At 39.7% G+C, this 14,736-nt stretch carries 19 protein-coding genes, 1 pseudogene and 1 riboswitch; of the genes and pseudogenes, 4 read left to right on the top strand and 16 right to left on the bottom strand.

Going from position 1 to position 14,736, the window contains the following annotated elements; all coding sequences use genetic code 11:
- Nucleotides 1-408, bottom strand: coding sequence for a hypothetical protein (locus LPC09_RS24035; RefSeq protein WP_231308626.1), 408 nt, complete (start codon nt 406-408; stop codon nt 1-3).
- 307 nt (nt 409-715) lie between these two features.
- Here LPC09_RS24035 and LPC09_RS24040 point away from each other — a divergent pair, with 307 nt between their 5' ends.
- On the top strand, nt 716-1,102 hold the full coding sequence (locus tag LPC09_RS24040) for a helix-turn-helix domain-containing protein (RefSeq protein WP_176551162.1): 387 nt from the start codon (nt 716-718) through the stop codon (nt 1,100-1,102).
- Between the two features lie 76 nt (nt 1,103-1,178).
- Nucleotides 1,179-1,502: a YwpF-like family protein gene (locus tag LPC09_RS24045; RefSeq protein ID WP_231308627.1), complete on the top strand. Its 324-nt coding sequence runs from the start codon at nt 1,179-1,181 to the stop codon at nt 1,500-1,502.
- Nucleotides 1,503-1,700: 198 nt separating this feature from the next.
- Here LPC09_RS24045 and cotJC read toward each other — a convergent pair whose 3' ends face one another.
- The 8 genes from cotJC to LPC09_RS24085 all read right to left on the bottom strand — a co-directional run bounded on the left by cotJC (nt 1,701) and on the right by LPC09_RS24085 (nt 6,452).
- Nucleotides 1,701-2,270 carry a spore coat protein CotJC gene (gene cotJC / locus LPC09_RS24050; RefSeq protein WP_098798617.1) on the bottom strand — a complete coding sequence of 190 codons (570 nt, stop codon included), beginning with the start codon at nt 2,268-2,270 and terminating at the stop codon, nt 1,701-1,703.
- A gap of 453 nt (nt 2,271-2,723) precedes the next feature.
- Nucleotides 2,724-2,990: a spore coat protein CotJB gene (locus LPC09_RS24055; RefSeq protein WP_098798616.1), complete on the bottom strand. Its 267-nt coding sequence runs from the start codon at nt 2,988-2,990 to the stop codon at nt 2,724-2,726.
- The gene (locus tag LPC09_RS24060; protein ID WP_098798625.1) at nt 2,987-3,235 is read right to left on the bottom strand and encodes a spore coat associated protein CotJA; all 249 of its coding nucleotides are present in this window, start codon (nt 3,233-3,235) and stop codon (nt 2,987-2,989) included. Before LPC09_RS24060 ends, LPC09_RS24055 begins: the two co-directional genes overlap by 4 nt.
- A gap of 167 nt (nt 3,236-3,402) precedes the next feature.
- Nucleotides 3,403-3,726 (bottom strand): hypothetical protein, encoded by a 324-nt coding sequence (locus LPC09_RS24065; RefSeq protein WP_098798615.1) that lies wholly within the window; start codon nt 3,724-3,726, stop codon nt 3,403-3,405.
- A gap of 205 nt (nt 3,727-3,931) precedes the next feature.
- Entirely contained in the window at nt 3,932-4,372 is a 441-nt protein-coding gene (gene fabZ / locus LPC09_RS24070; RefSeq protein ID WP_098798614.1) for a 3-hydroxyacyl-ACP dehydratase FabZ, read from the bottom strand.
- Between the two features lie 93 nt (nt 4,373-4,465).
- Complete coding sequence (locus tag LPC09_RS24075) at nt 4,466-4,750, bottom strand: DNA-directed RNA polymerase subunit beta (protein ID WP_176551161.1); 285 nt, start codon at nt 4,748-4,750, stop codon at nt 4,466-4,468.
- A 12-nt stretch (nt 4,751-4,762) separates the two neighbouring features.
- Entirely contained in the window at nt 4,763-5,602 is an 840-nt protein-coding gene (locus LPC09_RS24080) for a flagellar hook-basal body protein (RefSeq protein WP_098798613.1), read from the bottom strand.
- Nucleotides 5,603-5,618: 16 nt separating this feature from the next.
- Complete coding sequence (locus tag LPC09_RS24085; RefSeq protein ID WP_098798612.1) at nt 5,619-6,452, bottom strand: flagellar hook-basal body protein; 834 nt, start codon at nt 6,450-6,452, stop codon at nt 5,619-5,621.
- A gap of 201 nt (nt 6,453-6,653) precedes the next feature.
- Nucleotides 6,654-6,743: riboswitch (cyclic di-GMP riboswitch) on the top strand.
- A gap of 40 nt (nt 6,744-6,783) precedes the next feature.
- Here LPC09_RS24085 and LPC09_RS24090 point away from each other — a divergent pair.
- Nucleotides 6,784-7,677, top strand: a complete 894-nt coding sequence (locus LPC09_RS24090) for an amidase (RefSeq protein ID WP_141549715.1) — start codon at nt 6,784-6,786, stop codon at nt 7,675-7,677.
- A gap of 205 nt (nt 7,678-7,882) precedes the next feature.
- On the opposite strand, the gene LPC09_RS24095 is transcribed toward LPC09_RS24090, so the two are convergent.
- The 6 genes and pseudogenes from LPC09_RS24095 to LPC09_RS24120 form a co-directional block, all read right to left on the bottom strand.
- Complete coding sequence (locus LPC09_RS24095) at nt 7,883-8,059, bottom strand: hypothetical protein (RefSeq protein WP_176551160.1); 177 nt, start codon at nt 8,057-8,059, stop codon at nt 7,883-7,885.
- Nucleotides 8,060-8,609: 550 nt separating this feature from the next.
- Nucleotides 8,610-9,611: a rod shape-determining protein gene (locus LPC09_RS24100; RefSeq protein ID WP_098798610.1), complete on the bottom strand. Its 1,002-nt coding sequence runs from the start codon at nt 9,609-9,611 to the stop codon at nt 8,610-8,612.
- A gap of 156 nt (nt 9,612-9,767) precedes the next feature.
- Complete coding sequence (spoIIID, locus tag LPC09_RS24105; RefSeq protein WP_026563140.1) at nt 9,768-10,043, bottom strand: sporulation transcriptional regulator SpoIIID; 276 nt, start codon at nt 10,041-10,043, stop codon at nt 9,768-9,770.
- Between the two features lie 780 nt (nt 10,044-10,823).
- Nucleotides 10,824-12,473: pseudogene (locus LPC09_RS24110) on the bottom strand (sodium:solute symporter family protein).
- A gap of 89 nt (nt 12,474-12,562) precedes the next feature.
- Nucleotides 12,563-12,865 carry a DUF4212 domain-containing protein gene (locus LPC09_RS24115; protein ID WP_098798608.1) on the bottom strand — a complete coding sequence of 101 codons (303 nt, stop codon included), beginning with the start codon at nt 12,863-12,865 and terminating at the stop codon, nt 12,563-12,565.
- A gap of 14 nt (nt 12,866-12,879) precedes the next feature.
- Nucleotides 12,880-13,062, bottom strand: coding sequence for a hypothetical protein (locus LPC09_RS24120; protein WP_098798607.1), 183 nt, complete (start codon nt 13,060-13,062; stop codon nt 12,880-12,882).
- A 186-nt stretch (nt 13,063-13,248) separates the two neighbouring features.
- On the opposite strand from LPC09_RS24120, the gene LPC09_RS24125 reads away from it, so the two are divergent.
- Nucleotides 13,249-13,668: a VanZ family protein gene (locus LPC09_RS24125; RefSeq protein ID WP_098798606.1), complete on the top strand. Its 420-nt coding sequence runs from the start codon at nt 13,249-13,251 to the stop codon at nt 13,666-13,668.
- A gap of 111 nt (nt 13,669-13,779) precedes the next feature.
- On the opposite strand, the gene LPC09_RS24130 is transcribed toward LPC09_RS24125, so the two are convergent.
- Nucleotides 13,780-14,718, bottom strand: a complete 939-nt coding sequence (locus LPC09_RS24130) for a stage II sporulation protein SpoIIQ (RefSeq protein WP_098798605.1) — start codon at nt 14,716-14,718, stop codon at nt 13,780-13,782.
- Between the last annotated feature and the right edge of the window lie 18 nt (nt 14,719-14,736).

Genomic DNA, 14,736 nt, shown 5'->3' on the forward strand with positions numbered 1-14,736 from the left:
TTAATAATGTTGGTCTGTTAGTCGTTGTAGGGAATTCGTTACATATGAAAAATTGTTTTCACCAGTGAAGCTTACACTTTGAAGAATGTGTTGAAAGGATTGAGATTGAATGATTTCTTCATGAAGAGGTGTGTCAATATAGTGTTTTTCATCCTCATTCCAGGTAAAATACTGAATGGATAAGTCACTTTTTTCTAATTGAAAAATGATACGTAGAATACTATTCAAATTTGGCTCTAAATATCGGATATCGACTGTGGCGTGTACAGGAACCCGAAAATGATGATAGTTTGTTGTACCTACTTCTTGATCTCCTACTCTCAGAATAACTAAGTTTCCATCGGTATGTTCTCTAACTCGTTGTGGATTTTTTTCTAAGTAAATTGATTTCAGCCTAAATTCAACCATTTCATGACCTCTCTTCAATTATTTGTCAATGTAAGTATATTCCAATTTATCCTATTTCAAAATTTAACTATTTTTCATTTTTGGCTAAATTTGACGAAATATCGGGAAAAAGATAGTTTCATCTCTTTCTTTCGTTGTATTTTACGTATTTTCTTAAATTAGGACGAATTATCTATTTTTGTACAGTATTAGAACATCACTCCATATGTTCTGTATTAGAACATACCTTGTCCCTATTCTCCTTTACGATAACAGTAAGCTTGGAGAAGGGAAATGTTGTTACATGAGAGAATTAGAGAAATTCCAAATGAATCTAAGATTTTATCGTGAACAAAATGGTTGGTCACAGGAGCAGTTGGCCGAAACAATCAGCGTATCCCGACCAGTTATTACCCGCCTTGAAACAGGTGAGCAAGCTCCAGATCTTTCTTATTTAATATCGCTTAGCAATGCGTTTCAAGTAAGCATCGATCATCTGCTTGGACGCGATGAACAAACAAATGAATATCTTTATGAAATGTATGGAAAATATCAAGCTGAAGGCTCCGTTTCTCAGTTGATTGATTATTTAATAAAAAACCCTAAGTTCACGCAAAGCCTGCAAGAGCTTTTATTAGTAAAAACGAAAGACCGAAAAGAAATTGAAGCCATCATTATGACCGTCATTGAACGGGTATCAAATGTTTCGAAATAGACCGTCGATTGGCTCATTCTGTAGTTTGTGATCTCTATGGTATACTAAAAGAAAACGAGCTAGCGAGGATGATATCATGAAAACGTTCAAGCTTGTCGGTCTACAAATTGATGATACAGCAGTAATTGAAAACAAAGTTATTTCTTTGAAAGATGGTCTTGTGATTAACAAAGAAGATGGCGAAAACTCCTGGTTAATCGAAGCTTTAATTTCAAAAGAATGGTTACCTTTTTTTAAAGAGCACGTGGAACAACCAGACACTCACCTGAAGGTCCTTGTTACAATCTCCAAAACAACCAACACACCTGCACAAATATCCGCTAGTGTGAAAAACATTACAGAATTGGAGGAATCTATTTCTGTTTTGTTGGATGGACGGTTGTTGGCGAGGTCGGTTTAGGGCGGAGGTTGTGGTGCCTGTGCGGGGGATGTGGTCCGGAGCGGGGTGCTTGGTGCCTGTCACTTCCCGAATTTTGTCGAATGGCTGCACATGGTTGTGTGGCTTTTTTGTGTTTTTTCAAAGTGTATTTCACAGCCAAGAACATCTTTTTTCACAGCAAAAGGCCCAGAACTACATCGGGTTCTGGGCTAAAGCTTCTTAAAATATTTTTTTCCGATCTCTTTCGTCTTTTAGAATCTCAACCGCTTCTCTGAAACGTTGAGAATGGACAATTTCGCGTTCACGTAGGAAGGCTAAACTGTCATTCAAATCAGGGTCATCGGACATGTTTATGATCCACTGGTATGTAGCACGCGCTTTTTCTTCTGCAGCGATATCTTCGTAAAGGTCAGCGATTGGGTCGCCTTTTGCTTGGATGTAAGTTGCCGTGAATGGTGCGCCTGCTGCGTTGTGATAGAAAAGTGCTGAGTCGTGATTTACATAATGGGGGTCAAGGCCCGCTGCTTTTAGCTGCTCTGGTGTGGCGTCTTTTGTGAGCTTGTAAATCATTGTTGCGATCATTTCGAGGTGGGCAAATTCCTCTGTGCCGATATCGTTTAATAAGCCCACTACTTTATCAGGAATTGTGTAGCGTTGATTTAAATAGCGAAGTGCAGCTGCGAGTTCACCGTCGGCACCGCCGTATTGTTCAATAAGATATTTTGCAAGTGTCGGGTTACATGTGCTTACTTTTACAGGGTATTGAAGTTTTTTTTCATAAACCCACATGCTGTTATTCTCCTCTCCTGTTTATGTCGCTTTTTGTCTAATCGCGGATAAATCTTCAGAATCGCAGATAAAATGCGAATAATCGCGGATAAATCTCGAAAATCGCAGATAAAATCCCGATAATCGCGGATAAACCTCTTGATAGAATTGAAAATCCTGCTAGATTGCTGATATATGCACTAATTTAGAACAAGTCCAGGCTAATTTGCCGATATACCTCCTAATTTAGTAGCTAATCCCTGCTATATGGTCGATACACCTCTTAATTTAGTATCTAATCCCTGCTATTTTACCGATATATCCCCTAATTTAGTGCAAATCCCTGTTGAACCTCCGATACGCCTCTAATTTAGTAGCAAATCCCTGTTAAATCGTACGAAGTTAAGCCTCTATTTTTGAAGATAAATCCAGGTCAGTTCCTCTTAAACTCTGTTCACCTCAATTACCGCCCCACTACACCTGCCAAGGCCATGGAGCAGTTCCCCAGCTCCAATTTGCATCGGCAAAGCTGCCACCGTATTGTGTGAGCATGCCGAATTTGGCTTCAAATGTCTGTCTTAACTGTTTGGAATAGGCAGCGTATTGGTTAAATTGTTGCAGGGCTTGCATGTCATTTGGATGTGTATCTAAATATAGAGTTAGTTCGACAAGTACAAAGTCTACAGCTTGAAGCTCCTCTAGCAGTTTGTAGTACTCATCTGGTAATTGCTTGTGACTCATGGCTTTGGACCTCCTTTTGCCTCATATGGATTTACGTAATCATCATATAATGCAGGCCAAAGTGTTCCCTTTTTCAGTGCAACTCTTGGGGGAAACTGTTGTAGGTTTGGTGGTTGAAAACCCATATATAAATGAGGAGGTGTTGAATAAAATTTCACACCAATTGGACGACAAGGATCAAAACGACTATGGAACGGATGATAGGTTTTCATATACGTTAGATGCTGTTGGTATGGAGCATTCATGTCTTTCATCTCTAACACACCTCTTTTTTCCTATGGAACCATCATTCCATATTAATCTAGAAAACTCTGTTCATTTCATCCTATTCGGTGTGAGATCATAAATATGATTAATATTTTTAGATTAAAACATAAAAAAGGCCAACATCGTTATGTTAGCCTTTCACATCTTATTTATTCTCGTCTTCGTTGTTGTTACCTTCTTGTGTACCTTCGTTGTTGCCTTCCATCATATCGTTAGCTTCGTCAGTACCTTCTTCTAACATGTTCTCGCCTTCGTTAGCGCCTTCTTCCATCATATCGCCGCCTTCTTCAAGGCCTTCTTCTACGTTTTCACCTGCATCTTCAAGTGGTTGTTCTGTATCCATTTCACCGTTTTCTTCTGTTGGTGTATTTTCTGGTGGTGCTGGATCTTCGTCATCTGCAGTACAACCTGTTACGATCATTGCTGCTAGTAATGATCCTGATAAAGTTAATAGCCATTTTTTTCTCATCATAATTGCTCCTTTCTATTTTGACCTTTTTTAGCTTTTGAATCCGGTCTTTGATTATGCTTCCCATTTCGTCTATTTTCATTCTTACTTTTCATGAAAATTGATCGGCCGATATGCTTTATATAGACAAGTTTCCAGTGAATGAAACCTTCCTCATGCAAAAAGAGTCAAACGACCTATCTGGTCATTTGACTCTTATGACTTCTTACTCTTCTGATTTTTTCTCACCTAAAGCAAACATGATTTCTGTTTCACATGCTACTTCGCCGTCAACTGTTGCGATGGCCTTTCCTTTACCAAGTGAACCACGTAAACGTGTGATCTCAACTTCAAGTCTTAGCTGATCACCAGGTACAACTTGTTTTTTGAAACGACAGTTATCAATACCAGCAAAAAATGCTAGTCTACCGCGGTTTTCTTCCTTTTTTAAAATTGCCACTGCGCCAACTTGTGCAAGTGCTTCTACAATTAATACGCCGGGCATTACCGGGTAATCTGGGAAATGACCGTTAAAAAATTCTTCATTCGCTGATACGTTTTTGATTCCAACTGCACGTGTTCCTTCTTCGACCTCGAGCACGCGGTCCACAAGTAAAAATGGGTAACGGTGTGGAATGATGCTCTTGATTTCATTACTATCTAGCATATGTATAAGCTCCTTTTTAAGAAAATCATCACTATGTATATGTACGACAAAAGGAAGGCTTTCACCTTCCTTTTAACAAGTATATCCCGAGCTTTATTCTTTTTCAACCAAGTCAATGATGTGCTGCCAAGTGGACTTTTCAAGGGCATCCTTTGGTTCGCCACTACCAATGACTCCGTAGCCGACGATAAGTCCAGCGATTGTGCTTACAACCATAAGAATTAAAACAAGCAGAACCCTCACCCAAATAGGGAGTAATCGAACTCGAACAATCACCTTTTGACGACCTTCTTCATGAATCTCTTGTTCTTTTTTAGACTTTTTAGCCTTTTTCACTTCTTCTCGACTGATCGGTTTCGTCGTTTCTTTAGCTACCAATAGACTAAACTCCTATCTTACGCCGTTTATTAATCCCAGCATTTGGTCACCAAGTGTAACCGATTTTGCATTCATCTGATAGGAACGCTGTGAGATTAATAAATCGGTCATTTCCTTGGATAAGTCAACATTGGACATTTCAAGTGCCCCTTGCTCCATTGCAACATCACCGCGCAGCTCACCTTCTAGAAACGTTAACACTTCATTTAACGGAATGTCACCTAAATCCTTTAATCCATAACGGTTGTTTCCGTTTTGAATTAACATTTGCGGGCGATCTACTTGGACAACACCGAGCTGAAATTCTTGTGGTGCTTCTGTTTGGTCATTTTGAACGGTTGAAATCGTACCATCATTAGAAATAACGATTTTTTGAAAATCATCATTAAAACGAATCGGATTTTGATTTTCATCAAGAACAGGACTTCCATCAGAAGCTGTTAACAATAATTGATTTGTTCCATCATTTGTTGGTGATAAGTATAATGCACCATCTCTTGTATAATTAATCTCCCCGTTTACGTCAATTTGTAGAAATTGATTTGGAAGAGTAAAGGCAATATCAAGCTCTCTGCTTGTCTGTTTAATGTTTCCTTGTGTAAAAACAAGGCTGCTGTTAAGCATAGCTCCTGTTCCCTGTCTAATTCCTAATTCCCTGCCAAAACGTTGCTCTGCAATTTCCTCAGCAGCGTTGGGCTGGTTATTGAATTGTTGACGTACCAGCTCAGAGAAAGAAGTTTCTGTTCTTTTATAGCTTTGTGTATCAATATTAGCCATGTTGTGGCCGATTTGATCAAGCTGCTTTTGAAGCTGACTCATCGTATTCGTCGCTGTTATCATTGAGCGTAGCATTTACTAGTACCCCCTATTATATGCGGCCAATTTCGTTCGCGGCCTTGTCCATACTTTTATCATAAGCTTGTAATACCTTTTGATTCGCTTCAAACGAACGGTACGCTGTCATCATATCTGTATACGTACGTCCAACATCTACTGTTGAAGTTTCTAAATAATTTTGTCTTAGATTATATTGAATGTTATCGTTGTTTACTGCAGTTGGCAGTTCTTCATTATTGAAAGTACGGAATAAACCATTACCTTCTTTTACAAGGTTACGAACATCCGCTTCAAAACGAACATCAATTTGTGCTACGAACTCTCCATCCGCAATTACTTCTCCATCAGGCGTTACTTGGAATTCGCTAGATTGAATGGAGATTGGCTGGCCTGTTGTAGATAGTACTGGATTTCCTCCAGAAGTTAGGATCCCGTTATTATCTAGTGTAAAGTGACCGTTACGAGTATAACGCTCTTCACCTGCTTGGTTTTGAACGGCAAAAAACAAAGCACCTTTTACATTCGTTTCTGCGTTTAAGGGAATAATTTCTTCTAAAAGCGCTACATCCGTGTACAAGCCAGTTTCTTTAAGACCGCCTTGTGAAAAAGTGCTTTGTAATTCTTGAACGTAAGCACCTGTGTTAATCGAACCAATCGGTGTGATTTGACCAAAACTTGAACCATTTGTTGTTGGTACTGATTTATTTTCCATTCTATTTAAAAGCATTTCGGGAAATGCGCGGACACTTGCTTGATCCGCTTTATAACCAGCTGTATTGGCATTTGCCATATTATTTGAAAGCATTTCAGTACGTCTTTGCTGTGCAAGCATTCCTGCTGTTGCTGTATATAAACCTCTTAACATCTGTACACCCACCTTAGTCACATAGTTGTTACCGTACAAATGAATTCTTTTCGACAGAATTCCCTATCATTTATTATAAAGGACATTGGCAGTTTTCTCATTACATTTTTTCATAAATTACCTGTTATATTTTAGGGGAAAATAATGATAGGAACCCACTCCTATATTTTTTTACCGGACAAGCCCTTATACTTAAGAAAAATCTGAAAAAGGCAAACTTGTTGAAAAACAAGGACGCAAAGCTATGGGCCTACCCAATGTTCAACATTGCAAGGCTGCCAAGCTGCCAGGCTCCTTTTTGAGCCATGGGGCTATTGAAAAGGAGAGGCTAATGATGAAAATAAAGGTTGTAGTTCTGACATTACTATTCTTACTAGGATCTCAACTAGGAGGTCTAGCTTTGAATCATAAAGCACAAGCTGAGGGTCTGTCGCCGGGCTATTCAACATGGCTCTGGGATACGAGTAAAATTGTAAATGACCGCGAAGTTACATTACAGTTTTTAGAAGCAAAGCAAGTATCACACGTGTTTTTGCAGATTGACCGTAGTATTGATGTTACCTATTATCACACTTTTATTAGCGAAGCTGCGAAGCTAGGTATGGATGTTTACGCGTTAGATGGTGCACCTAACTGGGGTGCTAACAATAAAGCATTTTTGAACTTTTTAAATTGGGTAAGTGGTTATCAAAATGGGGCAGCTACTGGTCAGAAGTTCGCCGGAATTCACCTTGATATTGAGCCTTATTTAACAGAGCAATGGACAACAAACTATGGGGCTGCTGTTCTTAAATACCAAGGAGCGATTTTAGCTGCCGCTAATACTGCATCTGGTTTAGGCATCAGTCTTGCAGTTGACATTCCGTTTTGGTTTGATGAAATGAACTTCCGTAACAAACACGGAAAAGGCAATCTAGCCGAATGGGCGTTAAAAAATACAGACGAAGTGACCATTATGGCCTACCGTGACAAAGCCGTTGGCCCAAATGGCATTATTGAATTAGTGAAATATGAGATGGATCTCGCTGTGTTGCTTAATAAAGATGTAACGATCGCAGTTGAGACGATGAATCTCGGTATTAGTGACGGATTTTTAACGTTTTTCGAAGAAGGTCAGGCGGAAATGAATAATCAGCTGGGGCTTGTTTTAGAGCAATATCAGGGTTATTCCAGTTTTGGTGGGTTTGCTGTGCATCATGTTGGTAGTTGGATGGAGTTGAAGTAGGGGATTGGATTGGAGTTGGGTTTTGGCGTGAATTTACTTGGTGAATTCATGCTTTTTTTATGGAGTTTTTTGGGGGGCGTGGATTTTTGGGGTGGGTTTTCTTAATAGGTATGATTAAGACTAATTTGCTCATATTTTGCTCTTGGTTTCGTCTTCGTGGCGCGATGATGACCATCTTCCTCTTGTTTTGCTCTTGGATTGGTCTTCATGGCCACGATGATGACCATCTTTCTCTTGTTTTACTCTTAGATTGGTCTTCATGGCCACGATGATACCATCTTCTTCTTGTTTTACTCTTGGATTGGTCTTCATGGCCACGATGATGACCATCTTCCTCTTGTTTTACTCTTGGATTTGTCTTCATGGACGCGATGATGACCATCTTCCTCTTTTCTTACTCTTGGTTTGGTCTTCATGACCGCGATGATGACCATCTTCCTCTTGTTTTACTCTTGGTTTGGTCTTCATGGACGCGATGATGACCATCTTCCTCTTGTCTTACTCTTGGTTTGGTCTTCATGACCAAAATGATGACCATCTTCCTCTAATTCCACTCCCTAATTGGTCTTCATAACTTGGATGAAAACCATCTTCTTCTTTTTTAGCTCTTGGATTGGTCTTCATAACTAATGAACGACATTTCTCTCTTCCTCAGATCTTTTTTGTCGTTCTCTCCACGATGAACGACACTACTCTCTTCACCGCTCCTGTTTTGTCGTTCATACCCCGATGAACGACACTACTCTCTTCCACCGCTCCTGTTTTGTCGTTCATAATCCCGATGAACGACACTACACTCTCCCCTGCTCCTAACCAATCATCATCCCAATATAAATATTTCTACCTAACCTACCCCAGCAAAAAAGCCTCATAAAACTAACAATATAAACAAGACAAAAAAAGAGCCTGTACACACAGGCTCAAAAGCTTACTTATCCGAATTTTTTGCGTGGAAGTTTGTCCATGTTGTCAAGCATAATTCCTGTTCCGATTGCTACACAATCCATTGGTGATTCCGCAACTAGTACAGGGACTTTTAGTTCTTCTGCTAGTAGCTGATCAAGGCCGTTTAGAAGGGCTCCGCCACCTGTTAAGATCACGCCGCGGTCGATAATGTCGGCTGATAGTTCTGGAGGAGTGCGTTCTAATACACTCTTAGCAGCTTGTACAATCGCAGCAACTGGTTCACGAAGTGCTGATTCTACTTCGGTTGAATTTACTGTAATTGTGCGAGGTAATCCTGTCACCATATCACGTCCACGAATATTAATTTCTTCATAACGTGCGCCTGGGAATACCGTTGCAACATTGATTTTAATATCTTCAGCTGTACGTTCACCGATTAGAAGCTTGTACTCTCTTTTAATATATTGCAGGATTTCATTATCAAACTTGTCCCCTGCCATTTTAATAGAAGAGGCGGTGACAATATCGCCCATTGATAACACAGCGACATCAGTTGTACCACCGCCTATATCTACTACCATGTTTCCATAAGGTTGGAAGATGTCCATACCGGCACCAATGGCCGCTACTTTTGGTTCTTCCTCTAGGAATACATTTTTTCCACCGCTTTTTTCAGCAGCTTCTTTAATGGCTTTTTGCTCAACAGATGTAATATTCGTTGGGCAGCAAATTAACATGCGTGGTTTTGAAAATAATCCTTTTACATTTAACTTATTGATAAAATGCTTTAACATTGCTTCTGTTACTTCAAAGTCTGCGATGACGCCATCTTTTAATGGGCGAATGGCAACAATATTCCCAGGAGTACGTCCTACCATACGTCTTGCTTCTTCACCAACGGCAAGAACCTTTCCGGAATTCTTGTCTAACGCAACAACGGAAGGTTCATTTAGAACAATTCCTTTACCCTTAACATGAATCAGTACATTTGCCGTACCAAGATCTATACCAATATCCCTCGCGAACATTCTATCTATATCCTCCTTGCAAATCTCATTCCCGTGATTAGTTTAACCTAATTAAATATTGTATCATAAAATCGCAAAAATAGTATGATTTTGTAAAATAATTTCAAGTATTTATGTAGGAATATGTCGATTATGAAAGATGTAGATAGAATGTGCTTATTTCACTGGTTCTTCTTCTAAAATCTCGTCCTTCTTGTACTTAAGCTTTGTTGCTTCTCCACCACGCAAATGTCTAATTGATTTATGGTAATCTAGTATCTCCTTTACCTCATTCGCAAGATCAGGGTTAATTTCAGGTAACCTTTCTGTTAAATCCTTATGGACGGTACTTTTGGAAACTCCAAACTCCTTCGCAATAACGCGAACTGTTTTCTTTGTCTCCACGATATACTTCCCAATCTTGATTGTGCGTTCTTTGATGTAATCGTGCACACCACTCTACCTCCCTAATATGGATGTGAGAAGTGTGAAATGAGACTCGCATACAAAAGTCACTTTGGCTGAATTTCTCTTAGATGATCGTATGATGTCTCTATTACAGCGATTATAAATTACACTCACGATCCCTCACCTCAAACACTCTCTTTGAATAGGTTTGTAAACATTTTATTAGCTTGGATTAAGATATATGCAAGAAAACTCAAGTGGGACAAGGGATTCTTTGAATTTTTTTCAAAAACACCCGTTTAGGACAGGAAATCTGAGGGTTTGGAGGTTGTTTTTTTGAATCTGATTTTTTTCCGGGGTGAAAGGAAATAGTAGCTGGGTGAATTATTTCCCGAGAAATTTGTCGATGTTTGAGAGCGATCGCGAGGTATAAGAAAAACACACTCTAATAGTGTATTAGGGAGGTTGAGAAATTATTTCTATTTTTGAAGATTTTTTTGATTTTCTGGATGTAAAATTGGGAGTACGTGGCGGTGGGTTTTTAATGCCTTTTAGGGGCCCTGTTACATTATTGTTTATGTGACTACCCTCTATATCCTATATATCACTCCACCACTCCTCTAAAGCTCTTGAGTGATGCCTAGCAGCATCAAATTCGATCAACAAGTTATGCATATGTGAAACATTGTGAAACAAGAAATTTCGGGGAGTGACAGGCACCAAAAAACCCGAACCAACTTCTGATTCGGGCGTGTGAAACATTATGTGAAACAAGAAAACTCGGGAAGTGACAGGCACCACCAAAACTCCGCGGACCGGCCCCCTCTAGTCCATCCAGACCTCCCCATCTTTGTAAGTCATCTGCTCAGGGTAGCGCAGGTTGAGTACTTCTTCTTGTGTTTTGATGGATGGTGCTTTTGTTGAGAGTGATACGATTACGTTTGTTAGGATGGCTGCTGTGGCGCCGAAGATTCCTGCGCCGGTGTCGATGATGCCTGCGATGGTGAAGCCGCCGTATTTGCTGGCGAAGATGTAGATAAGTGTGACGGCAAGACCGACGAGCATTCCAGAGATGACTCCTGGTGTGTTAGAGCGTTTCCACCATACTCCGATTAAGAGAGCTGGGAAGAAGGTTCCTGATGCGAGAGCGAAGGCCCAGGCAACGATTTGCGTGATAGCTCCTGGTGGGTTTAAGGCGATAAGACCCGCGAATAAAGTTGCAATAACAATGGACCAACGTGCTACTGATAGACGGTTCTTTTCTGATGCGTTTGGCTTCATAACTCGATAGTAAATGTCGTGTGCAAATGAAGATGAGATCGCAATCATTAGTCCACCTGCAGTTGAAAGGGCAGCAGCCATTGCACCAGCTGCAACTAAGCCGATAACGAACATCCCTAGGTTCGCAATTTCAGGTGTTGCCATAACGACGATATCATTTGAAATGATTAGTTCACTCCATTGAAGAACTCCATCTCAATTGCCGTCTGCAAGCTGGAGCTTTCCAGTGTTGACCCATGATGTTGTCCATGCTGGTAATTCAGATAGCTTTTGTCCTGCTACTTGTGTCATTAAAATGAAGCGAGAAAATGCTGCGTATGCCGGAGCAGATAAATATAAAAGTCCGATAAACAAAATCGCCCATGCTCCTGACCATCTTGCTGCTTTCATCGTTGAAACGGTATAGAAACGAACGATTACGTGTGGAAGACCAGCTGTTCCTGCCATTAATGTGAACATAAGGGCTAAGAACTGCCATTTCGTTCCGTTTGTAAATGGTGCGAAATATTCAGAGATTCCTAGCTGACGATCAAGCTCACCCATTTCCTCTACAATTTTTCCGTAGGATAACCATGGTGCTGGGTTTCCAGTGATTTGCAGTGACATGAAAATAACCGGGATTAAGTAAGCAATAATCAAGATGATATACTGTGCAACCTGTGTCCATGTGATTCCTTTCATCCCACCAAATGCAGCATAAAAGGCAATAAGCACAACCCCAATCATCGTTCCTAGCTTTGCATCAATTTCAAACAGCCGCCCGATAACAACCCCTGAACCTGAAAGCTGACCGATTGAGTATGTGAAGCTGATGATGATCGTACAAATCGCGGCAATCACACGTGCAGTGTGGGAATTGTAACGGTCACCGATGAACTCTGGTACTGTGTAACGACCGTATTTTCTTAATTGAGGTGCTAGTAAGAATGTAAGAAGTAAATATCCTCCTGTCCATCCCATAATATATGCAAGTCCATCATACCCAAGGAGCATGATTGTTCCGGCCATCCCGATGAAGGATGCTACACTCATCCAGTCGGCACCGATGGCCATTCCGTTAAAAATCGGTGGAACCCCGCGCCCTGCTACATAGAAATCAGATGTTTGCTTTGCTGTGTTGTAAACAGCAATTCCGATATACAAAGCAAATGTTAATAGAATAATTGTGAGAGATACTAAAAATTGAGCGTCCAACCTCTTTCCCCCTTTGTGAATGAGCATTCCCCTTGCTGCTCATTTCTCAGTGCATAATTTATATGATCCCCTTTTATATATGTTTGTGTTTAATGATCTAACGTCTTACCAGCACTAAGCTGTTCATTTTTACTTTCATCAATTCCATATTTTCGATCGATTGAGTCACTAACTTTTGCGTTAATAAACAATAAAAGAATAAAGACGACAACTGCCCCTTGTGCACCCATAAAATAGTGAAACGGGAAGCCGTTAATGGAAAAACCGCTAAAGAACTCAGCAAATAGCACAACACCAAACGATGAAAGTGCTCCGATAATTAAATAAATCACAATATTTCTTGTGCGCTCCTTGAAATAAGCATCAGCTACTTTTTTATCAATCTTTTTCATGCAGCCACCTCCGATTAAGATAAGCTAAAAATAAATTTGATTGTATCTATAAACGATGCAGGTACCAATGCAATTTGAACAATGAAGTAGAGTAGTAGTGTTAAGACCGGGATGAGTAAAAACTGAGGTTTCCGTTTACGTAAACATAAGACCAAGCTGAATCCTGTTAGAGCAAGAATAAATAATAAAGTGAACACTATAAGCAACCCTCCTATTTGTAAGCGTTATCATTCAACATTTATTATTATGAATGTTTTCATACTAACCGGTCAATATAAAATCAGAAATTTGAGATATCTTTCTCTCGACATATTTCGTAATCTTTCGAATCATTAAACTGGGGTCCCCTTCAAATTACCTATAAAATTTGTTACCTTTAAAATATGAAAAAAATAATGATTTATCTTTGTTTTGTAATGTATATAGGAATATTATTTTATCTGTTGTTTTTTTCCGCTTATCGGAAGTCTGTTGGTGGCCTGATTTCCTATAACCTCATTCCACTTCAAACAATTGGGCAGTATTTTTATTCTTTTGACGGACTAGGTTTGACAGATCAGTTTCTAGGAAACCTCTTAGCTTTTGCTCCGTTTGGCTTTTTGTTGCCTTTTATTCTAATAGTTACGTTCACCAGGGTTTTGGGGTATTCTTTTTTACTTTCTTTATCAGTGGAGATTGCTCAGTTTATTTTTCGGGTCGGGGCGTTTGATGTGGATGATCTTATCTTAAATGTTGCAGGTGGCGGATTTGGTTTTTTAGGCTATCTAATCATTAGAAGAGCTTGGCTTGTCGCCAAGTCCTAATGGCGCTTTTCTTATACTATCATCCAAAAAATTTTATACTTCCTGATAGGATAAAAAAATCGAGGTTGATCTCTAGTTAGTTTGAGTTCAACCCCGTATAGACGGCTATCCTTATGAATTTACTGTGCTATTTGAAGCTTCAGGTTGAGTTGATTCCTCGCTACCTTCAGTTTCTCCTTTTTCAGCGTCTTTTTTATCTGATTCTGGAGCTTTTTCTTCTGCAGACTTTTCATCGTCTTTTGCTGGTGCTTCTTCACCTTCACCTGCTGGAGCTTCTTCGCTTACTTCTTCTTCAGTTGTTGGAGCTTCTTCACTCACTTCTTCTTCTGTTGCAGGTTCTTCAGTTGCTTCTTCTTCAACAGCTTCTACAGACGTTACCGGCTTGTCCATATAAGTTAGAGGGTTAACAGCTTTTCCAGCTTTACGAACCTCGAAGTGTACGTGGTTGCCATCTTCTTCATTGTAAAGATTTGTACCAGACTTACCAAGTAGTTCGTTTTGCTCAACTTTGTCACCAGCTTGAACACTTACTTCTGCTAATGATTGATAAACTGTTACCACATCATTTTCATGCTCAATTTCTACTACATAACCTAGAATTGGATCTTTTTCAGCTTTTGTTACTGTACCACTTAGTGATGCAACAACATCAAATTGCTTCTGATCTTCTCTTGCTAGGTCAATTCCTTTGTTCATTCTATACGTATTGTTATAGAATACAAGTGCTGCTTCTTGATCTTCTGTTGAAGCATTTTCATCATAAAACTTTTTCACAACTGTTACAGCATCTGGATCAATAGCTGGCATTGCAAAGTTTTCTTTCGTTGCGTTAACTTCAACTGCCTCAGGCTGATTGTCTGTTAATGCAAGGTCTTCTGTATTGTTACCATTTAAATCTTCTGCTACATCATTGCTGATGCTTTGATACCATAATACTGCCGTAAGGATAACTGCTGCACTCATTAGGTAAATTGCCGGAAATACCCAACGTTTTCTGAAAAATTGTTGAACTTTGTTTTGAGAAGTACGTTTCTTTTCTTCCTCTCTCATTCTATCATCACCTCAGAA

It is taken from the genome of Metabacillus sp. B2-18, from assembly GCF_021117275.1.
Lineage (GTDB): Bacteria > Bacillota > Bacilli > Bacillales > Bacillaceae > Metabacillus.